21 protein-coding genes are annotated in these 22,593 nt (G+C 62.1%); 13 read left to right on the forward strand and 8 right to left on the reverse strand.

From position 1 onward, the window contains the following. Positions 1 to 30: 30 nt before the first annotated feature. Together LNV09_RS21935 and LNV09_RS21940 are read right to left on the reverse strand one after the other, a co-directional pair. Entirely contained in the window at positions 31 to 684 is a 654-nt protein-coding gene (locus LNV09_RS21935) for a response regulator (RefSeq protein ID WP_263559306.1), read from the reverse strand. Between the two features lie 145 nt (positions 685 to 829). Next, on the reverse strand, positions 830 to 2,275 hold the full coding sequence (locus LNV09_RS21940) for a sensor histidine kinase (RefSeq protein WP_263559193.1): 1,446 nt from the start codon (positions 2,273 to 2,275) through the stop codon (positions 830 to 832). 128 nt (positions 2,276 to 2,403) lie between these two features. Between LNV09_RS21940 and LNV09_RS21945 the strand changes: the two genes are divergently transcribed. Both LNV09_RS21945 and ybeY read left to right on the forward strand, forming a co-directional pair. Beyond that, on the forward strand, positions 2,404 to 3,426 hold the full coding sequence (locus LNV09_RS21945; RefSeq protein ID WP_263559194.1) for a PhoH family protein: 1,023 nt from the start codon (positions 2,404 to 2,406) through the stop codon (positions 3,424 to 3,426). Continuing rightward, a complete protein-coding gene (gene ybeY, locus LNV09_RS21950) occupies positions 3,423 to 3,869 on the forward strand; it encodes an rRNA maturation RNase YbeY (RefSeq protein ID WP_263559195.1) in 447 nt (148 codons plus the stop codon). The genes LNV09_RS21945 and ybeY overlap by 4 nt, the downstream gene beginning before the upstream one ends. An 11-nt stretch (positions 3,870 to 3,880) precedes the next feature. On the opposite strand, the gene LNV09_RS21955 is transcribed toward ybeY, so the two are convergent. Together LNV09_RS21955 and hemB are read right to left on the reverse strand one after the other, a co-directional pair. Further along, positions 3,881 to 4,978 carry a magnesium transporter CorA family protein gene (locus LNV09_RS21955; RefSeq protein WP_263559196.1) on the reverse strand — a complete coding sequence of 366 codons (1,098 nt, stop codon included), beginning with the start codon at positions 4,976 to 4,978 and terminating at the stop codon, positions 3,881 to 3,883. Continuing rightward, positions 4,978 to 5,994 (reverse strand): porphobilinogen synthase, encoded by a 1,017-nt coding sequence (hemB, locus tag LNV09_RS21960; protein WP_263559197.1) that lies wholly within the window; start codon positions 5,992 to 5,994, stop codon positions 4,978 to 4,980. Before hemB ends, LNV09_RS21955 begins: the two co-directional genes overlap by 1 nt. A 274-nt stretch (positions 5,995 to 6,268) precedes the next feature. On the opposite strand from hemB, the gene LNV09_RS21965 reads away from it, so the two are divergent. From LNV09_RS21965 to LNV09_RS21995, 7 genes are read left to right on the forward strand one after another with little or no spacing between them, the layout of a single operon-like run. Then, the gene (locus tag LNV09_RS21965) at positions 6,269 to 6,691 is read left to right on the forward strand and encodes a CopD family protein (protein ID WP_263559198.1); all 423 of its coding nucleotides are present in this window, start codon (positions 6,269 to 6,271) and stop codon (positions 6,689 to 6,691) included. An 11-nt stretch (positions 6,692 to 6,702) separates the two neighbouring features. Further along, positions 6,703 to 7,806 (forward strand): VanZ family protein, encoded by a 1,104-nt coding sequence (locus LNV09_RS21970; protein WP_263559199.1) that lies wholly within the window; start codon positions 6,703 to 6,705, stop codon positions 7,804 to 7,806. Positions 7,807 to 7,833: 27 nt separating this feature from the next. Next, on the forward strand, positions 7,834 to 8,160 hold the full coding sequence (locus LNV09_RS21975) for a (2Fe-2S) ferredoxin domain-containing protein (RefSeq protein ID WP_263559200.1): 327 nt from the start codon (positions 7,834 to 7,836) through the stop codon (positions 8,158 to 8,160). Positions 8,161 to 8,163: 3 nt separating this feature from the next. Then, positions 8,164 to 8,808 carry an alpha/beta hydrolase gene (locus LNV09_RS21980; protein ID WP_263559201.1) on the forward strand — a complete coding sequence of 215 codons (645 nt, stop codon included), beginning with the start codon at positions 8,164 to 8,166 and terminating at the stop codon, positions 8,806 to 8,808. A 28-nt stretch (positions 8,809 to 8,836) separates the two neighbouring features. Beyond that, the gene (locus LNV09_RS21985) at positions 8,837 to 9,988 is read left to right on the forward strand and encodes a D-alanyl-D-alanine carboxypeptidase family protein (protein WP_263559202.1); all 1,152 of its coding nucleotides are present in this window, start codon (positions 8,837 to 8,839) and stop codon (positions 9,986 to 9,988) included. Between the two features lie 51 nt (positions 9,989 to 10,039). Then, complete coding sequence (locus LNV09_RS21990; RefSeq protein ID WP_263559203.1) at positions 10,040 to 10,918, forward strand: D-amino acid aminotransferase; 879 nt, start codon at positions 10,040 to 10,042, stop codon at positions 10,916 to 10,918. 7 nt (positions 10,919 to 10,925) lie between these two features. Next, a complete protein-coding gene (locus LNV09_RS21995) occupies positions 10,926 to 11,228 on the forward strand; it encodes a DUF493 family protein (protein ID WP_263559204.1) in 303 nt (100 codons plus the stop codon). A gap of 13 nt (positions 11,229 to 11,241) precedes the next feature. On the opposite strand, the gene LNV09_RS22000 is transcribed toward LNV09_RS21995, so the two are convergent. After that, positions 11,242 to 11,910 carry a tetratricopeptide repeat protein gene (locus LNV09_RS22000; protein ID WP_263559205.1) on the reverse strand — a complete coding sequence of 223 codons (669 nt, stop codon included), beginning with the start codon at positions 11,908 to 11,910 and terminating at the stop codon, positions 11,242 to 11,244. Between the two features lie 90 nt (positions 11,911 to 12,000). On the opposite strand from LNV09_RS22000, the gene lipB reads away from it, so the two are divergent. Beyond that, positions 12,001 to 12,672, forward strand: coding sequence for a lipoyl(octanoyl) transferase LipB (lipB, locus tag LNV09_RS22005; protein ID WP_263559206.1), 672 nt, complete (start codon positions 12,001 to 12,003; stop codon positions 12,670 to 12,672). 22 nt (positions 12,673 to 12,694) lie between these two features. After that, positions 12,695 to 13,681 (forward strand): lipoyl synthase, encoded by a 987-nt coding sequence (gene lipA / locus LNV09_RS22010; RefSeq protein ID WP_263559207.1) that lies wholly within the window; start codon positions 12,695 to 12,697, stop codon positions 13,679 to 13,681. Positions 13,682 to 13,748: 67 nt separating this feature from the next. Here lipA and cphA read toward each other — a convergent pair whose 3' ends face one another. Both cphA and LNV09_RS22020 read right to left on the reverse strand, forming a co-directional pair. Continuing rightward, a complete protein-coding gene (gene cphA, locus LNV09_RS22015) occupies positions 13,749 to 16,328 on the reverse strand; it encodes a cyanophycin synthetase (RefSeq protein ID WP_263559208.1) in 2,580 nt (859 codons plus the stop codon). A 48-nt stretch (positions 16,329 to 16,376) separates the two neighbouring features. Beyond that, a complete protein-coding gene (locus LNV09_RS22020) occupies positions 16,377 to 18,566 on the reverse strand; it encodes a cyanophycin synthetase (RefSeq protein WP_263559209.1) in 2,190 nt (729 codons plus the stop codon). A 268-nt stretch (positions 18,567 to 18,834) separates the two neighbouring features. On the opposite strand from LNV09_RS22020, the gene LNV09_RS22025 reads away from it, so the two are divergent. Next, a complete protein-coding gene (locus LNV09_RS22025) occupies positions 18,835 to 21,138 on the forward strand; it encodes a cyanophycin metabolism-associated ABC transporter (protein ID WP_505190999.1) in 2,304 nt (767 codons plus the stop codon). Further along, a complete protein-coding gene (locus LNV09_RS22030; RefSeq protein WP_263559211.1) occupies positions 21,135 to 21,617 on the forward strand; it encodes a cyanophycin metabolism-associated DUF1854 family protein in 483 nt (160 codons plus the stop codon). The genes LNV09_RS22025 and LNV09_RS22030 overlap by 4 nt, the downstream gene beginning before the upstream one ends. On the opposite strand, the gene LNV09_RS22035 is transcribed toward LNV09_RS22030, so the two are convergent. After that, on the reverse strand, positions 21,618 to 22,592 hold the full coding sequence (locus tag LNV09_RS22035; protein WP_263559212.1) for a sodium-dependent bicarbonate transport family permease: 975 nt from the start codon (positions 22,590 to 22,592) through the stop codon (positions 21,618 to 21,620). Position 22,593 lies beyond the last annotated feature (1 nt).

Below are 22,593 nucleotides of genomic sequence, written 5' to 3' on the forward strand. Positions count from 1 at the left end.
GCCGTTGGTCGGATGAAAACCCTGGCCAGTTCAGCTTCGCCCGAAGAGGCCCAGACGCTGCGCCTCGAGTGCGGCCTCGGCGCGCGAAGAGACATTCAATTTGCGATAGATCTGCTTCACATAGTCGGCGATGGTGTGGCGCGACAAGCCCAGTTGCACGCCGATCTCAGGCAAGGTGAAGCCCTTGGCGACGCGCAGCAAGACCTCAGTCTCCCGGTCCGTCAGCGAAACCTCGTGGACGGGGGCGGCCGCTTGCGGACGCCTTTGTTTGCCGAAGTAGGAAATAACCTTGCGGGCGATCGAAGGGGACAGCGGCGGCTCACCTTGGCTCATGCGTTGCAACTGTTCAATCAACAGTTCGCGTGATTGCTCTTTGAGCAGATAGCCGAAGGCGCCAGCCTGCAGGGCGGGGAACAGGTGCTCGTCATCATCGTGAATGGTCACAATCACCGACTGCGCCTCCGGTTGGCGGTCACGCAAGGCGGCGATGACGTCCACGCCGGAGCCGTCCGGTAGGCCCAGATCCAGCAGCGCCAGATCGAAGCGCTGGCTGTTGACGAAGGCCAAGGCGTCTTGCACGCGCGAGCATTCGGTGATCTGTGCGTTGACGAAGACCTGCTTGATCAGCGCCTTCAGCCAGGCTCTGATTTCGGGAATATCTTCAAGCAGCAGGATATGGTCCATGGTGTTCTCGGTGTTCCGATGCGGCGCGGCGCGGGTTGCGCTCACTCACAGTTCATCACAGTCTGTGACGGTAAGGCTTTATCGGCAGGAGGCCAATAGCACTGAGCTCGATCAAGTGGCGCAGATGTGTGAGATGCACGTTATTTCAAAGCGGAATCGTCAGCCGAATCACGGTACCCCAGCCCGGCCCCGACTCGACCAGGCATTGCCCATGCATTTGCTTGGCGCGTGACTTCATGCTGGCCATGCCGTGACCGCGGTCCAGCCTGCCGTCAAGTTCTGCGGGTATGCCCTGGCCATTGTCCTGTATCACGACCAGAAAATCGCCGTCCTGGACCTTGCAGCTGATATTGCAATGGGTGCCGCCGCTGTGTTTGATGATGTTGCTGACGGCTTCACGGAAGATCCGTGTGGTTTGCACGTAAGCGCGCGCCGGCAGCGTGTGGATGATGTCCTCGGCCGGCGACTCCCATTCGGCCAAGATATTGGCTTGACCCAGCCTCGACACGACCTCGGCCCGCCAGTCGCCCAAAGCGTCCAGCAGTTGCACCGGCTTGCCGGTCAGCCCTCGCACCGACAGGCGCATTTCCTCCAGCGCCTCGCGGGCCAGGGTGGAGATGCGGTCGGACTCGCTGGTGTGAACAATGGTCAAGAGTTTGGCGCCCAAGTCGTCATGCAGATCGGCCGCGATGCGCTTTCGTTCGCGTTCGGTCACTTGCTCCAATTTTTGCTCCACCAGGGCGCCAAAGCTGAGTTCAACCTCCGCAACGCGGGAGTGCATGTCGTGCTCGGCTTGCGCGTGGCGAATCTCGGCCAGTCTGCGGGCGCGTGCCAGCGCGGCAATCGCCTGTAGCCCCAGGGCCATCATCAAGAGTGCGATCGCCCACAATACGCCAACGGTGGCCAGCGGCGTATGGGTCGCCGTATTGGCCGGGAATAAAACTGGCGTGAGCTTCAGAACCCACAGAGCCACCACCGCCAAGCTCAGCAAGGTCAACAGCGTGCGCAGCAGCAGCGGGTCGCAGTGTTGCGGGACCAGAGGCTCCTCGACAGGCACAACGGCATCTACTGCGGTCTGATGCAGGCGTGTGTAGTAGGCCATTGCCAGCAGCAACTCCACGGTCAAGGCGACACGCCAAAATTGCTGCAACCATGGTGCTTGGCTTTCCCCCAGCAGCCAAACGGTCAAGGGCGCCAGCACAAGCTGTACCCGCAGCGCTGCTGCCAACCAGGCCGGCAGGCCCAGCATGGGCCTGAGCGCGAACCGCAGCGCACAAAAAGTAAGCAAAGCCAACAAAGCGGTTTCGGCGCCTGCAAACCCAGGACTCAACTCGATCAGCATTGCCCACGCCACGGCACTGAGCAGCATGCCGCTGAGGTAGGGCAGGCGCCGCTCGGAGGGGCAGAGTCGGGCCAGCAAGCCGGCCGTGACGCCCATCATCAGCAGCATGGCGGTCAGCCAGGTGTTGATGGCGGTACTGATCTCAAAGTAGCCGAGGGCGGGGGCGCTTGCCGGCTGAGCCCATAGCGCCGCCGGCAGCAATGAGGCGCCGAGGGCCGTCGCCCATCTCAAGTGAATTGGTTTGACCATGACGGAGTTTTTATCTATCCAACAAGCTGCATATGGGCGCGATTGTGCAGGACGCGCGGGCGGCTGCGATCCATTGCTTGCACGGGCGACAATGCGAGCCTTGCCCACTGCGTCCAAATACCGCCGCCATGATGCTTCGCCATGATTTTGCCCCGATCGACAACCAGCGTCTGGCGCATTTGTGTGGCAGCTTGGATGGGCATTTGCGGCTGATCGAGACCAGCATGGGCGTCAGCATCACGCGCCAGCACGCTCACTTCCGCATTGAGGGCGTTAAGGCTGCGGCCGCCCGTACCTTGCAGCTCTTGCAGGCGCTTTATGAGCGTGGTCAACGTGCCATTGCGCCGGAGCTTTTGCACGTGGCGCTGGCCGAAGCCGTCAGTGAACTAGCCCCGACCCCAAAACGCAGCCAAGCTGCGGCCGTCACGGCAAAAGCGGCACAAGCCGAGGCTCCGGAGGCGCTGGTCTTGCGTACGCGTCGCGCCGATCTGGCCGGCCGCACGCCTTTGCAGCATCAATACCTGCGTCAAATCATGGCAAACGACATCAGCTTTGGGCTGGGGCCGGCCGGCACCGGCAAGACCTATCTGGCGGTGGCCTGCGCGGTTGATGCGCTGGAGCGCAATAGCGTACAGCGCATCATCCTGACGCGTCCGGCGGTCGAAGCCGGCGAACGCCTGGGCTTCTTGCCCGGTGATTTGACCCAGAAGGTCGACCCTTATCTGCGCCCTCTGTATGACGCACTCTATGAATTGATGGGCTTTGACAAGGTCACCAAGGCGTTTGAGAAGGGGACCTTGGAAGTCGCGCCCTTGGCTTTTATGCGTGGCCGCACACTCAACCATGCTTTTGTGATCCTGGATGAAGCGCAGAACACCACGCCCGAGCAGATGAAGATGTTTCTGACCCGCATTGGCTTCGGCAGCAAATGCGTGATCACCGGCGACACCAGCCAGGTTGACCTGCCCAAGGGCGCCACCAGCGGCTTGGTTGATGCCGAGCGGGTGCTGGCCAAGGTGAAGGGCATCGCCATGACGCACTTCACCAGCGCCGACGTGGTGCGCCACCCGCTGGTGGCGCGGATTGTCGAGGCCTATGAGGCGCGCACGGCGGCCGAGGCAAAGTTGAAGAACAAAGGAGGCACCGCATGAGCCAGCCCGAACTGAGTTTGTCCTTGCAGTTTGCCGACCCTCGGCACCGTGCCTTGCTGGCGCGCCACAAGGTCGCACGCTGGATGCGTGCCGCGCTGGAATTGCCGGGTGAGATCACCGTGCGCATCGTGGGTGCCGAAGAAGGCCAGCGACTCAATCTTGAATTTCGAGGCAAGGATTACGCCACCAATGTGCTGACCTTTGATTACAGACATGAGCCGGTGGTGACAGCCGACCTGGTGATTTGCGCCGAAGTGGTAGAGCGCGAAGCCTTGGAGGCCGGCAGCGATATTGCTGCTTACTACGCGCACATGCTGGTACATGGCACCCTGCACGCCCAGGGCTATGACCACGAAGAAGACGATGAGGCCGCCTGCATGGAGGGTCGAGAGTCCGAGATCATGCTGGGCTTGGGCTTCGCCGATCCCTATCGCGCTGACTGAAATTTTTTGAGCTAACGCCGGGTGCCCAGATAGCGCTTGCGCCAGAAAAAGCTGCCCAGCAAGAGGGCGATCGTCACCATCACGCCCAAGGCGATCCAGACGCCGGTGGCGCGGTGAATCAAGGGCAGGGTGTCGAAGTTCATGCCAAAGATGCCGGTGATCAGGTTCAGCGGCAGGAAGATCGCCGTCAGCACGGTCAAGGTGCGCATGATGTTATTGGTGCGGTGCCCCAGCGCCGAAAAGTGCATTTGCACCGCCGACTCGGACGAGGACTCCATGCGCCGCACATGGGTCAACACCCGCTCGATATGTTCCAGCACATCACGCGAGCGCACGCGCAGCAGTTCGCGGTCGCGCAGCATGGCGGCGTCTTGCGTGGCTGGCCAGTCGTCCAGTACATCGATCCATTCCTGCATCGCGCTGCGCTGGTCTTCGCAGGTGTCTTCAAGCCGGTGCAAGGCGTCGCGAGACTCCAGCAGCAGCGGCCATTCCTGAAACTCACGTTGCGAATCCATCAGCGCATGCTGCACCGTTTGCATCTGCCGGGTCAGCAAACGCCGCAAGTCGAGGTAGCTGTCCACCATGTGGTTGACCATGCGCAACATCAGCTCGGCCGAACTATTGGGCAGGCGCGAGCTGCCGCGCAGGTCACGCCCTTCGGTCAAGGCGCCAAGTTTTTGGGCGAAGTAGTCACGCACTGCGCAGTCGGTCGGGTGCACGCTCAGCAGCACGCGGTCAAACACCGCAAAGCCGACCGGGCTCGTGTCGATCGCACGCAGTGCCTTTTGCGCACTGGCCAGCGTGCCATGCTGATCGTCCACGAACAAATCTTCGCTGCCTGGCGCGGCCGCAAGCCGGCGGAAGATCAGCATGTCGTACCAGGACGTGTAGTCGAAATGCGAGGGCAACTGGTTGTTGATCAGGTCGGCCACATGCAGATCGACCAGTGAGCCGCAACTCCAGCGTTGCAGGCCGAGTTGCACATCCATGTAGTGCAACTCGAACTCGCGGCGACCATAGGCCAGCCATAAATAGCCGCTCTCAGGCAGGTCAGCCGGCAATGCCCCAAGCTCGGTGAACTGGTCACCTCGGATGTGGAAGAGCCGCATCAGCTCTTTTTCAGCAGTCTCGCCGCCTCAAGTGCGAAGTAAGTCAGCACGCCGTCGGCGCCGGCGCGCTTGAAAGCCAAAAGCGACTCCATCATCACCGCATCATGGTCCAGCCAGCCGTTTGCCGCCGCCGCTTTCAGCATCGCGTACTCGCCGCTGACCTGGTACGCAAAGGTCGGCACGCGAAACTCCTCCTTGACCCGGCGCACGATGTCCAAATAGGGCATGCCCGGCTTGACCATCACCATATCGGCGCCCTCGGCAATGTCCAGCGCCACCTCGCGCAGCGCTTCATCGCTATTGCCGGGGTCCATTTGGTAGGTCTTTTTATCCGCCTTGCCCAGATTACCGGCCGAGCCGACGGCATCGCGGAAAGGGCCGTAGAAGGCACTGGCGTATTTGGCGCTATAGGCCATGATGCGGGTGTGAATATGGCCTTGATCTTCCAGGGCAGTGCGGATTGCGCCGATTCTGCCGTCCATCATGTCGCTGGGTGCGACGATGTCGACGCCGGCCTCGGCCTGTACCAAGGCTTGGGCGCAGAGCATCTCCACCGTGCGGTCATTGATGATGTAGCCGGTGTCGTCGAGCAAGCCGTCTTGGCCGTGGCTGGTGTAGGGGTCCAGCGCGACATCGGTCAAGATGCCCAGTCCGGGGACAGCTGCTTTCAAGGCACGCACCACGCGCGGCACCAAGCCGTCGGGGTTGAGCGCTTCGCTGCCGTCGGGTGTCTTCAGAGAGGCATCGATCACCGGGAACAAGGCCAGCGCTGGGATGCCCAGCGCCACGCATTCTTCGGCGACGGCGATCAACCGGTCCAGGCTCAAGCGGGCCACGCCCGGCATTGACGGTATCGGCGTGACCAGGTCGACGCCTTCATGCACGAAAACCGGCAGGATCAGGTCGCTGGCAGTCAGTGCATGCTCGCGCACCATGGCACGGCTGAAGGCGTCGCGACGCAGGCGACGAGGGCGGCTAGCCGGGAACGGGGCGGGAGGCAGGACAGAGCGGGACAAGGCTTTTCTCCAGGTCAAAGTGACGGACTGCGCAATCTAAGCGATAACAATTAAAGACAGCCGCGTGAAGATTCTGTTAATATTCACATCGAATGATAGCCGCAAGGTGGTCGTTCCCTGCTTTTCCTCCCTGAGCAGGAGCCTTTGCGTGATGACAGCGAAAAGGCTTTCTCGCCCCGGCTTAGTAGCCGGGGCTTTTTTTTGTCCGTCGCCATAGGCCGCTTGCAGTGCGAGTCGCGCCGATTGCTGGCGTCGCGCCCCGCATAATGCCGCCATGCTCTGGATCAAAGCCTTTCATATCGTGTTCGTGGCCAGCTGGTTTGCCGGCCTGTTTTACATGCCGCGAATCTTCGTCAATCTGGCCATGGTGCCAACAGAAAGTCATGCCGAACGTGAGCGCCTGCTCTTGATGGCTCACAAGCTGTACCGGTTCATGAGCTTGTTGATGATCCCGGCCCTCGCCTTGGGTGCCTGGCTTTGGATGGATAACTTCAGCGGGTTCAATCGTGGCTGGTTGCATCTCAAGCTGGCCTTGGTGATCGGTGTGATTGGCTACCATCATTTTTGCAAAAGCATTCTGCGCAGTTTTGAGCTGCTGGCGAATCGGCGCAGTCACCGCTGGTTCCGCATCTTCAATGAGATGTCGGTCTTGCTGTTTGCTGCCATCGTGATCTTGGTGGTGGTCAAGCCCTTTTAAGCATCAAGTCGATGGCACGCCGGCAGAGTTCCGCCACTTGGTTGCTGCTGGCTTATGCCTGCTTGATTGTCTACGCCAGTCTTTACCCGTTCGGCCCTTGGGTGCTGCCGCCTGGCGTGCCGCTTGAGGGTTTGTGGCGCTTGCCCTGGCCCAAGTATTTCGGCGCTTTTGACCAGCAGCTCAATCTGATCGGTTACATACCGCTGGGCTTGCTCGGTTTTGCCGCCGGCTTGCGCAGCGGCCTGGGCCTGCGCGGGGCCTTGTTGCTCGGCTTGCTGCCGGCCCCCTTGTTGTCGTATTTGCTCGAGACGGTGCAGTTTTTTCTGCCCTCTCGAGTGCCTTCGCTGGCCGATTGGCTGTTGAATTCTGTCGGCGCCTGGACAGGCGTCGTGCTGGGCCTGGTTTTGCATGCTTTTGGCGGTTTGCGGCGTTGGCACGACCTGCGCGAGTATTGGTTTGTGCCGCACAGCGCGTCCGCCTTGGCCTTGCTGGCCATTTGGCCTTTGGGCCTATTGTTTCCGACCTCGGTGCCCTTGGGGCTCGGCCGCTGGTTGCCGCATTTGCAAGAAACCGCCGTTGATTTGTTGGAGAACACGCCCTGGGCCCTGCAGTGGAGCGATGAGTGGGCCGACGCGGTGCGCGCTTTGCCGCCGGGCCTGGAGGCGATTGCAATTGCGCTGGGGCTGCTGGCGCCGGCCTTGCTGGTACTTTCGGTGGCCAAGCCCGGCAAGCGCCGCGCCTTGCTGGTGCTGGGGCTTGGCTTGTTAGGTGTGCTGATGACGGCCTTGTCTACGGGCCTGAACTTTGGCCCGCAAAACGCTTGGGCTTGGCTCACACTCGCCACTTGGCCTGGGCTGGCTGTCGGGCTGCTGCTGGGTCTGCTGGCGGCCTTCTTGCCCCGGCAGGTTTGCGCAGGGCTGGGGCTTTTGGTGCTGAGCGCCTTGATCGCGCTGATCAGTCAGACGCCGGCTGACCCCTATCTGGTGCAGCGTCTGCAGACCTGGGAGCAGGGTCGTTTCATCAATCTTTATGGTCTGGCCGAGTGGATAGGCTGGGTGTGGCCATTTGCGGCGGTGCTGTGTTTGCTGAACTTAATGGCCCGGCGCAAGCTCTGAAACGCGGCCCCTACCTACAATGGCGGCATGAGTTATTTCAAGCGCCATATTTTCTTTTGCCTCAACGAGCGTGAGAGCGGCAAGAGCAGCTGCGCTCTAAGCGGCGCCCAGGCAGGTTTCGATCACTGTAAATCGAGGGTTCGCGAGCTGGGCCTGGCCGATGTCGGCGGCGTGCGGGTCAACAAGGCCGGTTGTTTGCACCGCTGTGCCGGTGGCCCGGTGGCCGTGGTCTACCCGGATGCCACTTGGTACACCTATGTCGACAACAGCGATATCGACGAGATTGTCGAAAAGCACTTGAAAAACGGCCAAGTCGTTGAACGTTTGGTCTTGCCCGATGACGTGGGTCTGTAGGCGATGAATTCTCAAACCGACAAACGGCTGATCGCCGGGCCGGCCGGCTTGATCGAAGTTGCCATTGACACGCCGCCCAGCTCTTTCGAAGGCCGGCTCAGAGGCATGGCCTTGGTCTGCCACCCGAACCCGACCCAGGGCGGCACCATGGACAACAAGGTCGTGCAAACCTTGGCACGTGCTTTTGTACAGTTAGGCTACCGGGCCGTGCGATTCAATTTCCGCGGCATTGGCAAGTCAGAGGGCGGCTGGGACGCCGGCCAAGGCGAGGTTGATGATGCCCTGGCCGTGCTGGGCGCCGTGCGAGATTCCGGCGAGAATTTTGTACTTGCCGGGTTTTCCTTCGGCGCCTTCGTGACATCGCAAGCCGCGCGGCGCCTGCGCGAAGGCCCATTGGCCGATCAGGCCGAGCGCGTGGTGCTAGTCGGGCCGGCGACCAGTCGTTTTGATACCGCGCCTGTGCCTGCTGACACGCTGGTGGTGCACGGTGAGGTTGACGATGTGGTGCCACTCAGCTCGGTGCTGGACTGGGCCCGACCGCAATCGCTGCCGGTCGTCGTCGTGCCCGGCGTTGGACATTTTTTCCATGGCCAGTTGCCGCTGCTGAAAAGCATCATCGTTAGCAATTGGCAAACTTTGCAAGTTTGACCTTTCCCCCTGATTCTCGAGATCACCCTTGAAGAACCGATTGATTGCCTTTGTGTTGGCTGCCGCCGGCGCATTCTCTGTACATGCTCAGGCGCCGCAAGCGCCCGAGATTGCCGCGCGCAGCTTTTTGCTGCTGGACATGACGGCCAACAAGGTCTTGACCGAACGCGATGCCAACGCGCCTAACGACCCGGCTTCACTGACCAAGCTGATGACCGCTTACGTGGTTTTTGGCGCCTTGCGCGATAAACGCCTGACGCTGGATCAGACGCTGACGGTGTCCACGCGCGCCTGGGACGAGCGCAAGGGCGATCCCTCGCTGATGTTCATCGACACGACCATGACGCCCAAGGTCGACGAGCTGCTGCGCGGCATGATCATCCAGTCCGGCAATGATGCCTCGGTCGCGCTGGCCGAAGGCGTGGCAGGCACGGTGGAGCAATTCGTCGCGATGATGAACCGCCAGGCCAAGGCCTGGGGCTTGAAGAACACCGAATTCAAGAACGTCACCGGCATGACCGAGCCGGGGCACCGCAGCAGTGCGCGCGATTTGTCGGTGATCGGCTCCAACCTGATCCGCGACTTCCCCGAGTTCTATGCTTATTACTCGCAGCGCGACTTCACCTTCAACAAGATACGCCAAGACAATCGCAATCTGCTGCTGCGCCGTGACCCCAGCGTGGACGGCATGAAGACCGGCTACACCGAGGCGGCCGGCTACTGCCTGGTGGCCAGCGCACAGCGTGAATTCCCTAACGGCAAACGCCGACTGCTCAGCGTCGTGATGGGCACCGCCTCCAAGGAAGCGCGCGCCAGCGAGAGCCAGAAGCTGTTGAATTGGGGCTATTCCGCGTTCGATGCGGTGCGCTTGTTTGACAACGGCCAAGCCATCAGCACCGTGCCGGTGTGGAAGGGCGCCGCCGCGCAAGCCAAGCTCGGTGCCGCCGGACCGGTGTTTGTGGCGGTGCCGCGCGGTGAGGGCGCCAAGCTGCAGACCAAGGTCGAGCGCACCGATCCGCTGGTGGCCCCACTCAGCAAGGGTCAGCGCGTTGGCACGCTCAAAGTCACGACGACCGCTGGCGTGGCCGTGGCCGAAGTGCCCTTGGTTGTGCAGGAAGAAGTGCCGATGGCAGGTATTTTTGGCCGCGCCTGGGATGCGATCCGACTCTGGATCAAATGATGGGCGTCAGCTTGCTTCGGGCGTAAGCTCGGGTTAGATCAGGAGAGCCGCATGAAAAATTCATTGCCCGATGTTTTTTGCTATTTGAATGGTGAATACACACCCTTGGCGGAGGCCAAGGTGTCGGTGATGGATCGCGGTTTCATCTTCGGCGACGGCGTCTACGAAGTGTTGCCGGTCTATGGCCGGCTGCTGTTTCGCTTTGAAAGTCATATGGACCGCCTGGAGCGCAATCTTGCCAAGCTGCGCATCGCCAGCCCGCTGTTGCGGGCCGAGTGGCTGGAGATTGCCCGCAAGCTGATCTCCAAGGTCGATGCCGAAGATCAAGCGGTCTACTGCCAAGTGACGCGCGGTGTGGCACCTCGCAACCATGTGATGCCACCGCACATCAAGCCGACGCTATTTGCCTACAGCAGCCCGGCCAAGCCCATCCCTGCGGACGAGCGGCACCACGGTGTTGCCTGCATCACGGCGCGCGACTTCCGCTGGGAGCGTGGTGACATCAAGAGCACCTCGCTGCTTGGCAATGTGCTGGCGCGCCAGATCTCCGCCGATCAAGGTGCGGCCGAAACAATTCTCCTGCGGGATGGTTTTTTGACCGAGGCCTCGGCCTCCAATGTCTGGATCGTCAAGGAGGGCGCTTTGCTGGGTCCGCCCAAAAGCGAGCATGTGCTGGAAGGCATCCGGGTCGAATTGCTCAAGGAGTTGTGCGAAGAGGTCGGCATTGGCTATAAGCTGAAGCCCATTTCAGAGGCTGATTTGTTTGCCGCCGATGAAATCATCCTCAGCTCGGCCAGCAAGGAAGTGCTGCCGGTCACGACGCTGGACCATCAAGCTGTCGGCCACGGCGCCTTGCGTGGCAAGCCCGGCCCGGTTTATGCGCGGCTGTACGAGGCCTATCAACGTGCCAAGTTATTGCAATCTATTTGAGTGAGCCATGAGCAATTTGCCCCCGATGAATTTACCGCCCGACATCCCGCCCGAGCAGTCGCTGATTGAGTACCCGTCCAAGTTCCCGATCAAGGTGATGGGCACCCATGTGGACGGTTTTGTCGAGGCCATCGTGATGGTGGCGCAGCAGTTCGATCCCGAGTTTGATGAGTCCACGCTAGAGCGCCGCCCCAGCAAAGCGGGCAACTATCTGGGCCTGACCATCACCGTGACGGCGACCAGCCGTGAGCAGCTCGATGAGTTGTATCGGACGCTGAGCACGCATCCGATGGTGAAGGTCGTGCTCTAGTCCCGCAGGCTTTTCAAGTCGTCGGCTCAAGCGCCAAGCGGCGGTCAAGCTCAATCAGCTTGCTCGGCGCGGCCTCGTCGCCATTGCGGGCAGCGATGTCGTACCAGTAGCGCGCCAGCCGCAAGTCGGCCGGCAAGCCCAGGCCCGTTTCATACATCGACGCCAGCAGGTATTGCGCGCCTACATCTCCGGCGTTCGCGGCTTCGCGGAACCAATGTGCCGCTTGCTTCATGTCCAGCGCCGCCCCGCGACCCAGGTAGTAAGCAGTGGCCAGCGCCACCTGCGCATCGACACTGCCATGCTCGGCCGCGCGGGCGTACCAGACCGTCGACTTTGCCAGTTCGGGCTTGCCCAGCACGCCCTGCTCGTACAACTGGCCCAGCGCCAACTCGGCCCGCACCAGCCCCTTGGCGGCGGCGCGTTCCAGCAGGCGCTTGGCTTCGCGCGGATTCGGTTTAGGCAACTCGGCGCGCAAATGCATCATGGCCAGGTTGTAGTCGCCCAAGGGCTCACGCTGGGCCGACAGCGCGGTGAAGCCGCGCGCTGCGGTTTTCAAGTCACCTGATTCATAGGCTTCGACCGCGATCTCCAGTGGCGTCGCAGCAGTCTGGGCGTGAGGGCTGCCGACCAGCGCCGCCAGCATCAGGGCTGCGGCAAACGAGGGCTGAGGACGAATAGACATGAGCTTCCTTGGCAATTGTGGCGTGACCTTAACCGAATCTGTGTCGGCCCGCAGGACTCCGGCCTTACAACCCGGCGCTACGATAGCGGCATGATTCTTGTGAAAACCCTGGGGCTGGTGGATTACGAGGCCACCGTCGAAGCGATGCGGGCTTTTACCGAGACGCGCGGCCCCGAAACCCCCGATGAATTGTGGTTGTGCGAGCACCCGCCCACCTATACCCAAGGCCTGGCCGGCCGCGCCGACCATGTGCTCGAAGCTGGCGGTATTCCGGTGGTGCAGACCAATCGTGGCGGCCAAGTCACCTACCACGGGCCCGGCCAAGTGGTCGCCTACCCGCTGCTCAATCTGCAGCGGCTCGGCTACTTTGTGCGCGAGTATGTATTCAGGCTGGAAACGGCAGTGATCCAAACGCTGTCAGCCTACGGCATCACCGGCCACCGCGTCGCCGGCGCGCCGGGCATCTATGTGCGCTTGGATGACCCGCAAGCCCACGCGGCCCTGACCGGCCCGGCCGATCCGCTCAATCCTTTTGCCGGTTTGGGCAAGGTTGCTGCGCTGGGCATCAAGGTCAGCCGCCAATGTACTTATCACGGCGTGGCCCTGAATGTGGCGATGGATTTGCAGCCCTTTGCCGGCATCAACCCTTGTGGCTATGCGGGGTTGGCGACGGTGGACCTCGTTACACTTGGTGTTTTTGCGGATTGGCCGACGGTGGCCGAGCGCTTCGGGGAGCGGCTACAAGCCCAGCTGGAGCGCTGAACAAGCATGGAGTTTGGCTGGCATGGCGACCGAGAACATCACTCACGAAGCGAAGACGGGCGAGGCGTATGACGCCAGCGCCAAACAAAAGGCGCAGGCCAAGACGGCGCGGATTCCGATCAAGATCGTGCCGGCCGAGATGCTCAAAAAGCCCGAGTGGATTCGCGTTAAGGCAGGCTCACCGTCGACCCGTTTCTACGAAATCAAGCAAATCCTGCGCGAGCACAAGCTGCACACCGTGTGTGAAGAAGCGTCTTGCCCGAATATCGGCGAATGCTTTGGCAAGGGCACGGCCACCTTCATGATCATGGGCGACAAGTGCACGCGGCGCTGCCCGTTTTGCGATGTTGGCCATGGCCGGCCCGACCCGCTGGACGTCGACGAGCCGCTCAATCTGGCCAAGACGATTGCCGCCTTGAAGCTGAAGTATGTCGTCATCACCAGCGTCGACCGAGACGACTTGCGTGACGGTGGCGCCGGCCATTTCGCCGAGTGCATTCGCCAGGTGCGCGAATTGAGTCCGAGCACGCAGATCGAAGTGTTGGTGCCCGACTTCCGTGGCCGCGCCGACCGTGCGCTGGACATCCTCAAGGCCGCGCCGCCGGACGTGATGAATCACAATCTGGAAACTGCGCCGCGTCTGTACAAGGAAGCAAGGCCCGGCTCCGACTACCAGTTCAGCCTGGACCTGTTGAAGAACTTCAAGGCGGCGGTGCCCGGTGTGCCGACCAAGAGCGGCATCATGGTGGGCCTGGGCGAGACCGACGAAGAAATCCTGCAGGTGATGCGCGATATGCGCGCCCACAACATCGATATGTTGACCATTGGCCAATATCTGGCGCCGAGCGGCCACCATTTGCCGGTGCGCCGCTATGTGCACCCGGACACCTTCAAGATGTTCGAGGAAGAGGCCTACAAAATGGGCTTCAGCCACGCCGCCGTCGGCGCGATGGTGCGCTCCAGCTATCACGCCGATCAGCAGGCGCATGGGGTGGTGGCGGGCGGCTGATGGCCTGAAATACACAAAGAAAAAGGCGCTGAGTTCAGCGCCTTTTTTTATGCGGTCAGCGTCAAGCTCAACCCTCGGCGATACGCTTCGCCAAATGCGCCAAGGCTTCCTCAACCTGATCCACCAAGACCAAGCAGAGATCGCCAGGCTGCAAGCGCGCCAAGGCCTTGTCGATGGCGATAAATTCACCGCGAATCTCGTCGATGAAGGTCGTGCGCTCAGCGCCAACAAGGCCTTCGCGCAGTAGCGCCAGCACTTCGCCGTCCGAGCGGCCGCGTTGGCAGGCATCTTCGAACAGAAGCACATCATCGAAGGCGGCGCCCAGGATGACGGTTTGCTCGCGGATGTCCTCGTCGCGCCTGTCGCCCGCGCCGCTGATCACGACCGAGCGGCGCTTGCCCGGCAAGGCCGTCACCGCAGCCACCAGAGCTCGCATCGCATCGGCGTTATGGCCATAGTCGGCAATCACGGTGGCGCCGCGATAGTCCATCACATTGAAGCGACCGGGTGCGTTGTCGGCGTCGTTGGCGAAGCTGGCCAGACCACGGCGCACGGTGTCCCAGTCCAGGCCAATACCCCAGGCGGCGGCGACCGAGGCCATCGCGTTTTCGATCTGGAAACCGATCGCGCCATTGCGGGTGATGGGGATGTCGCGCAGCGCAATGTTTTCGCGCCAGGAGCCTTGCGCGGCCACCAGCATGTCGCCGTCGATATAGACGCAGCGCTTGCCCTGGGCCCGGTGCGTGGCCATCAGCGGGTGATGGCGGTCGGAGGCGAAGAAGATGATCTGGCCGGGGCAGACCTCGGCCATCTTGGCCACCACCGGGTCGGCGGCGTTCAGCACCGCATAGCCCGAGGCAGCGACGTTTTGCACGATCACGCGCTTGACCAGGGCCAGCTCGTCGACGGTGTTGAGGAAGTTCATGCCCAGGTGATCGCCGGCACCCAGATTGGTGACGACGGCCACCTGGCAGCGATCGAAACCCAGGCCTTCACGCAAGACGCCGCCGCGCGCGGTTTCGAACACCGCCGCTTCAACGTCCGGGTGCATCAGCACATTGCGCGCACTCTTGGGGCCCGAGCAATCGCCGCTGTCGATCTGGCGGCCGTCGACATAGACGCCATCGGTATTGGTCATACCGACCTTGAGCCCGCAGGTGGCGAACAAGTGGGCAATCAGGCGCGAGGTGGTGGTCTTGCCATTGGTGCCGGTGACGGCCACCACCGGGATGCGGCCGTCTTCGCTCTTGTGGCCATGGCCGTAGAGGTGGGAGATGATGGCCTCGCCGACATTGCGGCCCTTGCCATAGCTGGGGCTCAGATGCATGCGCAGCCCCGGTGCGGCGTTGACCTCGACGACGCCGCCGTTGATTTCCTCCAGCGGCCGCAACACGCTCTCGGCCACCACGTCGACGCCGCAGACATGCAGACCGACCACTTGCGCGGCGGCGATCGCGCGCGCCGCCACTTCGGGGTGCACGTCATCGGTGACATCGGTGGCGGTGCCGCCGGTGGACAGATTGGCGTTATTGCGCAGAATCACGCGCTGGCCCTTGGGCGGCACCGATTCCGGGGTCAGGTCTTGCTGTACCAGCCGAGCCACCGCGATATCGTCGAAGCGGATCTTGGTCAGCGAGGTGGCGTGGCCGTCACCGCGCTTGGGGTCGGCGTTGACCTTGTCGACCAATTGCTTGACCGTCAGCAAGCCGTCGCCGATCACATGCGGCGGGTCGCGGCGGGCGGCGGCGATCAGCCTGTCGCCCACGACCAAGAGCCGGTAATCGCTGCCGGGCAGGAACTTCTCCACCATCACCTGGCCGATGTCTTCGGCGGCCTTGTAGGCGATTTCCATGTGCTCGCGCGTGACGACATTGACCGTCACGCCCTTGCCCTGGTTGCCGTCCAGGGGTTTGACCACGACCGGCAGGCCGATTTCCTCGGCCACGGCCCAGGCTTCATCGACAGAATCCACTGGCGCGCCGATCGGCACCGGCACGCCGGCCGATTGCAGCAGGCGCTTGGAGAGATCTTTGTCTTGCGCGATCGACTCGCTGACGGCGCTGGTCGCGTCGACTTCGGCAGCCCAGATGCGGCGCTGCTTGGCGCCCCAGCCGAACTGCACCAGGCTGCCTTGCGTCAGGCGGCGGTAGGGCACGCCGCGAGCGAGTGCGGCATTGACGATGGAGCCGGTCGAGGGGCCCAGGCGCACGTCCTCGTCCAGCTCGCGCAGCTGCGCCAGCGTTGCGTCGGCGTCAAATGTGCCGCCGTCGCGGGCCGCTGCGACCAGCTTGCAGGCTTCCTCGAACGCCAGCCGGCCAACGTCCTCTTCGCTGTACTCGACCACCACCTGATAGCTGCCGGCCTCCGAAGTGATATGGGTCTGACTGAAAGTCACCGGGCAGCCGGCTTGCGCTTGCAGGGCCAATGTGGCCTGCTCCAGCACATGGGCGAGCGAGATCGGCGTGCGCGTCGCACTGGCTGGCCGCAAGGCGCCGATGCTGGGGAAGAGTGCGCGCAGGCGGGCTTCGAAATCAGGGATGTCGGCAATCGACTGTTCGGCCGGGCTGCAATGCACCACGGCTTCGATGGCGGTGTGGCGGCTCCACATATTCGGGCCGCGCAGGGCGCGGGTGCGAGAGACTTCCATGGATGGTCTTCCTCGAAGAAATATTGTTTGTTTATGACTAGCGCTTGCTCAAGCAGCAAGCTCGGGCACAAAAGTGTCCAGCCCGGCCGAGATCAACTCGGGCGAGATGTTCATGGCCCAGGCGGTGGCGACGGCACCCAATACGGTGGCTGCATCCAGTTCAGCCGCGCCATCCAGGTCGGCGGCCGCGAAGCGGCGCAGCAAGGCGTCCACGTTGGCGCCGACCGTTTCGGACTGGCCATGCGCCAATACAGCCGCGCCGCCTTGCAAGAAGACCGCCCGGCCGCCTTGCGCACGGTGTTCGGCCAGCGCCGGCAGCGCAGCGTCCAGCGCGTACAGCACGACCTCGCCATCGCACAGATCGCTCATCTCCACCAGCAGCGGCTCGGTTGCATTGAGCACGGCCGCACCTTCGCCCAAGACCACATCGACTTGCGTGCGCAAGACCTTGTAGAGCTGGTCCTGGTTCATCACGTCGAACTCGGCCAAGCCCTCGATGCCGCCCATGTCGGTGATCAAACCGACTTGGCAGCGGTCATAGGACAGGCCGTCGCGCAAAATGGCCTCGGCGCTGTTTTCGATCACGACCGCGTCGACGCCGCGGTTCATCAGCAGGCGGTGTGCCGCGTCCCAGCGCACGCTGCTCTTGCGTTCAACCCGGCGGGTGCCGAGGAATAAGCCGTTGCGGCAAGCCAGGCCGACATGGCGGCCGTTCAGGTGCAAGAGCCAGGCGACCAGGCGAGCAATCGTGTGGGTGCCACGCGAGCCGGCCACGCCGACGATGGGGATGCGGCCATTCTCGTCCTCGGCAAACAGGTGGTCGATGATGGCCTTGCCGACAGGCTGGGGCATGCCCTCGGCCGGTTTCAAATGCATCAGCAGGCCCGGCCCGGCGTTGACTTCGACGATGGCGCCGCCCTGGGCTTGCAAGGGGCGGCTGATATCTTCGGCGACGACATCGACGCCAGCGATATCCAGGCCTATCACGCGGGCCGACAGCGCCACCGCATGAGCCACATCGGGGTGAACCTCGTCGGTGCAGTCAATGGACACATTGCCATTGCGCTGAATCATCACTTGGCGGCCAGCCGGCGGCACCTCATCGAGCTTCAGTCCCTGCCGTTCCAAGTCAAGCAGAATGACCGAATCTTCGAGCGCATTGATGCGGTTGAGCGGGAATTCTTCGGTCAAGCCACGGCGCGGGTCGTTGTTGATCTGTGAGTCGATCAGCTGAGCGACGCTCTGTACGCCGTCGCCATGGACATAGGCTACTTCGCCACGCGCGGCGGCCACGACGCGCCCGCCCACCACCAGCAAGCGATGCTCATTGCCGGGGATGTAGCGCTCGACCAGCACCTCGCTGCCATGCTGCTCGGCCAAAACGAAGGCCGCCATGACGTCGGAGCGGGTCTTCAAATCCAGCGTTACGCCGCGGCCATGGTTGCCGTCAGACGGTTTGACGACCACCGGCAGGCCGAGGTCCTCGGCCGCTTCCCAGGCCGCCTCCGCGGTCTTGACCGCCACGCCTTCGGGTACCGGCACGCCCACGGCCTTCAGCAGCGACTTGGTCAGATCCTTGTCGCCGGCGATGCCTTCGGCGATCGCGCTGGTCATATCGGTCTCGGCGGTCCAGATGCGGCGCTGGCGCGCACCATGGCCGAGTTGCACCAGATTGCCGTCGTTCAAACGGATATGCGGGATGCGGCGGTCGGTCGCGGCGGCCACGATGGCCGCCGTCGAAGGGCCGAGGTAGCAGTCATCGAGCTTGTCGCGTATGCGTGCCACGGCCGCATTGACGTCGAAGGCTTGGTCATTGATGGTGGCCATCAGCAAGGCGTGGCCCTCGGCCAAGGCGCTGCGGGCCACATGTTCGTCGCGGGCCCGGAACACCATGCGATAAACGCCGCGCTGGCTGGTCGAACGGGTCTGGCCGAAGCCGGTCGGCATGCCGGCCAGATTCAGTAACTCGATCACGATGTGCTCCAGCACATGGCCGCACCAGGTGCCCTCGACCAAGCGCTGCAAAAAGCCGCCGCGCTCGCCGACGCCGCAGTGATGCTCGATCAGCGCCGGCAAGGCCTTGGTGATGCGGTCGGTGAAGCCGTCCAGCAGATTGGTGGGCCAGTCTTCCAATTCGCCCAGATCCAGCCAGACTTCCAGTACGGGACGGTAGGTCCACATATTGGGGCCGCGCAAATAATTGATGCGCAGCAGCTTGATGTCTTCTTTCTTGCTCATGTGTGACGAGGAGGTTGTGGGCTGATTGAGAGCCGAATGCAGGGGAGCGGATTTCCAAACTGGCGCAATTGTGCGCCCTTTGCGACTGGCTTTGATGGACAAGCCCAAGGTGTCGCTAACGTGACGTTTGGGCAACGTTTGGGCAAGGCTTGGCCTGTGCTGCGGCGTCAATGTGGATGAATTCGGCAGCGCCTGGGTGGCGATGAGTGAAAATCCGGCCTTGAACCATGCCGGAGACCCCTTTTGAGGTGGCCGGCCCATAAATAGATTGCGTCATCACATGTCAGTTGAAGTGTCTGTGCAGCACCCCCGATGGCCCGAACTCCAAGCGCGATTGCTGCCGCATGAGAACGTGCTGGCCCCGCTGGAGGTTGACCTGGACTCGCAAAGCCGTTTCGCGCGCGGCTTGCTGGTCTTGACCGCGCAGCGTTTGCTGGCCTGGGATCCGGCCACTGCGCAATGGTCTGAATGGCCGCTGACGGCCGATCTGCGCATGCAGATTTCCGACCATGCGGGCGTTGGCTCGCTGGAGTTGCTCAACGCCAAGCAACGTCTGGGCCTATGGCGCTTCACGCTGGCCATGAACTTGCAGGCGCAACGTTGGCAGGATTTGTTCACGCGCCGCATCGAAGCAGGCGACGTCCACGCGCATGCGCAGCCCGCCGAGGCCACTGAGGCTGAATACTGCCCCAGCTGCCAAGCCCCGCTGCCGCCCGAAAGCGAGGAATGCCCGGCCTGCGCGCGCGAACTGCACACGCCGCCATCGACCTGGGTGTTACTGCGCTTGGCCCGCTTTGCCAAGCCCTATCAGGGCCAACTCTTGTTGGGTTTTTTGCTGATGTTGGGTTCCACCGGCGCGACGCTGGTGGCGCCGTACCTGAGCATTCCCTTGATGGACAAGGTTTTGATCCCTTTTCAGGCCGGCCACAAGATTGACCCCTATCTGGTCGCGCTGATCCTGAGTGGTTTGTTCGGCGCCTCGCTGGTGTCCTGGCTGCTGGGCTGGGCCAAGACCTATATCTTGGCCCTGGCCTCGGAGCGCATCGCCGCCGACCTGCGTACCGCCACCTTTGAGCATTTGCTCAGCCTGTCGCTGGAGTATTTCGGCAATAAGCGCACCGGCGACTTGATGTCGCGCATCGGCTCCGAGACCGACCGCATCAGCGTGTTTTTGTCCCTGCACGCGCTCGACTTCATCACCGATGTTTTGATGCTCTTGATGACGGCGACGATTCTGTTTTCGATCAATCCCTGGCTGGCGCTGGTGACCTTGGTGCCGCTGCCCTTTATCTCCTGGATGATTCATTTGGTGCGCGACCGCCTACGCACCGGTTTCGAGAAGATCGACCGGGTCTGGGGCGAGGTCACCTCGGTGCTGGCCGACACCATCCCCGGCGTGCGCGTGGTCAAGGCCTTTGCGCAAGAGAAACGCGAGGCGCAACGCTTTCGCGAGGCCAATGCCAATAACCTCAAGATCAATGACAAGCTGAACAAGACCTGGAGCTTGTTCGGACCGACGGTGTCGCTGCTGACCGAGTTCGGCTTGCTGGTGGTGTGGGCCTTCGGTATCTATCTGGTGTCCAAGCAGGAGATCACGGTTGGTATCTTGACCGCCTTCATCGCCTATATCGGGCGTTTTTATGGCCGCATGGATTCGATGAGCCGAATTGTTTCGGTGACGCAAAAAGCAGCGGCAGGTGCCAAGCGCATCTTCGATATTCTTGATCACCAATCGAATGTGCCCGACCCGGTCAACCCGGTGCCGCTGCAGAACTGCCAGGGCGGGATTCAGATTCAGGACATTGGCTTTCGCTACGGCAACCGCGCGGTGATTCGCGGCCTGTCGCTGGACATCAAGCCGGGCGAGATGATCGGCTTGGTCGGCCACAGCGGTTCGGGCAAGAGCACCTTGGTCAATCTGATCTGCCGTTTTTATGACGTGACCGAAGGCGGTATCCGCGTCGACGGCATCGACTTGCGCCGCATCGGCGTGGCCGATTACCGTCGCCATATCGGCTTGGTCTTGCAAGAGCCCTTCCTGTTCTTCGGCACGATTGCCGAGAACATCGCTTACGGCAAGCCCGAGGCGACGCGTGCCGAGGTCGTCGCCGCCGCGCGAGCCGCCCACGCGCATGAGTTCATCTTGCGGCTGCCGCAAGGCTATGACTCCTTGGTCGGTGAGCGCGGTCAGGGCTTGAGTGGCGGCGAGCGCCAGCGCATCTCGATTGCGCGCGCTCTGTTGATCGACCCGCGCATCCTGATCCTCGATGAGGCGACGTCCTCGGTTGACACCGAGACCGAGAAAGAGATTCAAAAGGCGCTCGACAATTTGGTCAAGGGCCGCACAACGATTGCGATCGCTCACCGCTTGTCAACGCTGCGCAAGGCCGACCGCTTGGTGGTGATGGACCGTGGGCAGGTGGTCGAAGAAGGCCCGCACGATGCGCTGATGGAAAAACGTGGCGCCTATTGGCGTTTGTATGAGGCGCAGGTCAGGCGGGTGGACGCCGATGGTGAAAAAGTCTTGCCCCTGCTGCCGCCCAATTTGAATGCACACACGGCTCAACAATGAGTGAAATGACCATGCTTCCGTTTCAATCCTTGTCCCGCAATGCCTTTGGACGTTTGCGCTTGACCGACGCTCAGGGCCGCGAACATGCCGATATCTCGGTCGTGCGCGCGCACCCGATCTCGGCGCCGGATGAGGGTGTATCCCTGGTCGGCAGCGATGGTCATGAACTGGCCTGGATCGAGAGCCTGAGCGCTTTGCCGAGCACCGAGCGTGAGTTGCTGACGACCGAGTTGGCCAGCCGCGATTTCATGCCGACGATTCAGCACATCACAGCTGTCTCGACCTTCTCTACGCCCAGCCAATGGACGGTAGAAACCGATCGTGGCGAAACAGTCTTCATATTGAAGACCGAGGAAGACATTCGCCGCCTTCCAGATGGCCGACTGTTGATCGCCAGCAGTCATGGCCTGCAACTGATGATTCAGGACCGCTTTGCACTCGACCGGCCCTCGCGCAAGCTGCTGGAGCGTTTCCTCTGATCAAGCCGGAATCATGCGTTGGGCGATGCCTACATAAAGTGGTATGCCCGCCAAGATATTGAAAGGGAAAGTCAGCCCCAAGGACATGCCGAAGTAGAGGCTGGGGTTGGCCTCCGGTATGGCATGGCGCACGACGGCGGGCACGGCGATATAGGAGGCGCTGGCCGCCAGCACCATCAGCAGCGCGGCATTGCCCTGCGACAAGCCAAAGGCCAGGCTCAGCCCTAATGCGATGCTCGCATGCACCAGCGGCGCGCCCAAGGCATAGGCAATCAGCAGTGGAGGCTGGCGTTTGAGCCCGGCCATATTGCGTGCGGCCAAAAGGCCCATGTCCAGCAAAAAGAAGGCCAACATGCCCTTGAACAGGTCGCCGGCAAAAGGTTTCATCGCGGCCTGGCCCGACACGCCGCTCAAGATGCCCACCACCATCGCGCCGATCAAGAGCAGTTGCGCGCCGTCGGTCAAGGCTTCGTGCATCACTTTGGACAAGGGGCCAGGATTGGCGACGGCCGTACCTTTGCCGGTTTGGCTGCGCCGCACCAGATTGGCCAAGAGTACGGCCATGATGATGGCGGGGGACTCCATCAAGGCCATCGCCGCCGCCATATGGCCACCGAAGGCAATCGAATGCGTATCGAGATATTGCACGGCGGTGATGAAGGTCACTGCACTGACCGAGCCGTAGGTGGCGGCTATGGCGGCCGCGTCAAAGCCCGACAGGAAACGGCGCAAGATCCAGTAGCCCATCGCCGGCACCAGCACCGCCAGCAGCAAAGCCAGGCCCAGACTGACGCTTACTTCATGCGTTAGGCCTGATTTTGCGAGGGCAAATCCGCCTTTGAGTCCGAGCGCCATCAGCAGATAGAGCGACAAGAATTTCGAAATCTGCGGTGGAATTTCGAGATTCGATTTGAGCGTGCCGGCGATGATGCCGAACACGAAGAATAGGATGGCGGGATCCAGGAAACTCTGCATG

It is taken from the genome of Paucibacter sp. B2R-40, assembly GCF_025717555.1.
Taxonomy (GTDB): Bacteria; Pseudomonadota; Gammaproteobacteria; order Burkholderiales; family Burkholderiaceae_C; genus Paucibacter_A.

Bases quoted from the DNA above. Each gene is read 5' to 3' on its own strand.
- LNV09_RS21975 (WP_263559200.1), top strand. From the start codon at position 7,834: ATGAGTTATTTCAAGCGCCATATTTTCTTTTGCCTCAACGAGCGTGAG.
- LNV09_RS21935 (WP_263559306.1), bottom strand. From the start codon at position 684: ATGGACCATATCCTGCTGCTTGAAGATATTCCCGAAATCAGAGCCTGG.
- LNV09_RS21940 (WP_263559193.1), bottom strand. From the start codon at position 2,275: ATGGTCAAACCAATTCACTTGAGATGGGCGACGGCCCTCGGCGCCTCA.
- ybeY (WP_263559195.1), top strand. From the start codon at position 3,423: ATGAGCCAGCCCGAACTGAGTTTGTCCTTGCAGTTTGCCGACCCTCGG.
- LNV09_RS21995 (WP_263559204.1), top strand. From the start codon at position 10,926: ATGAGCAATTTGCCCCCGATGAATTTACCGCCCGACATCCCGCCCGAG.
- LNV09_RS22020 (WP_263559209.1), bottom strand. From the start codon at position 18,566: ATGAGCAAGAAAGAAGACATCAAGCTGCTGCGCATCAATTATTTGCGC.
- LNV09_RS22035 (WP_263559212.1), bottom strand. From the start codon at position 22,592: ATGCAGAGTTTCCTGGATCCCGCCATCCTATTCTTCGTGTTCGGCATC.
- LNV09_RS21990 (WP_263559203.1), top strand. From the start codon at position 10,040: ATGAAAAATTCATTGCCCGATGTTTTTTGCTATTTGAATGGTGAATAC.
- LNV09_RS22030 (WP_263559211.1), top strand. From the start codon at position 21,135: ATGAGTGAAATGACCATGCTTCCGTTTCAATCCTTGTCCCGCAATGCC.
- LNV09_RS21970 (WP_263559199.1), top strand. From the start codon at position 6,703: ATGGCACGCCGGCAGAGTTCCGCCACTTGGTTGCTGCTGGCTTATGCC.
- cphA (WP_263559208.1), bottom strand. From the start codon at position 16,328: ATGGAAGTCTCTCGCACCCGCGCCCTGCGCGGCCCGAATATGTGGAGC.
- LNV09_RS21965 (WP_263559198.1), top strand. From the start codon at position 6,269: ATGCTCTGGATCAAAGCCTTTCATATCGTGTTCGTGGCCAGCTGGTTT.
- LNV09_RS21980 (WP_263559201.1), top strand. From the start codon at position 8,164: ATGAATTCTCAAACCGACAAACGGCTGATCGCCGGGCCGGCCGGCTTG.
- LNV09_RS22000 (WP_263559205.1), bottom strand. From the start codon at position 11,910: ATGTCTATTCGTCCTCAGCCCTCGTTTGCCGCAGCCCTGATGCTGGCG.
- LNV09_RS21955 (WP_263559196.1), bottom strand. From the start codon at position 4,978: ATGCGGCTCTTCCACATCCGAGGTGACCAGTTCACCGAGCTTGGGGCA.
- LNV09_RS21945 (WP_263559194.1), top strand. From the start codon at position 2,404: ATGATGCTTCGCCATGATTTTGCCCCGATCGACAACCAGCGTCTGGCG.
- lipB (WP_263559206.1), top strand. From the start codon at position 12,001: ATGATTCTTGTGAAAACCCTGGGGCTGGTGGATTACGAGGCCACCGTC.
- lipA (WP_263559207.1), top strand. From the start codon at position 12,695: ATGGCGACCGAGAACATCACTCACGAAGCGAAGACGGGCGAGGCGTAT.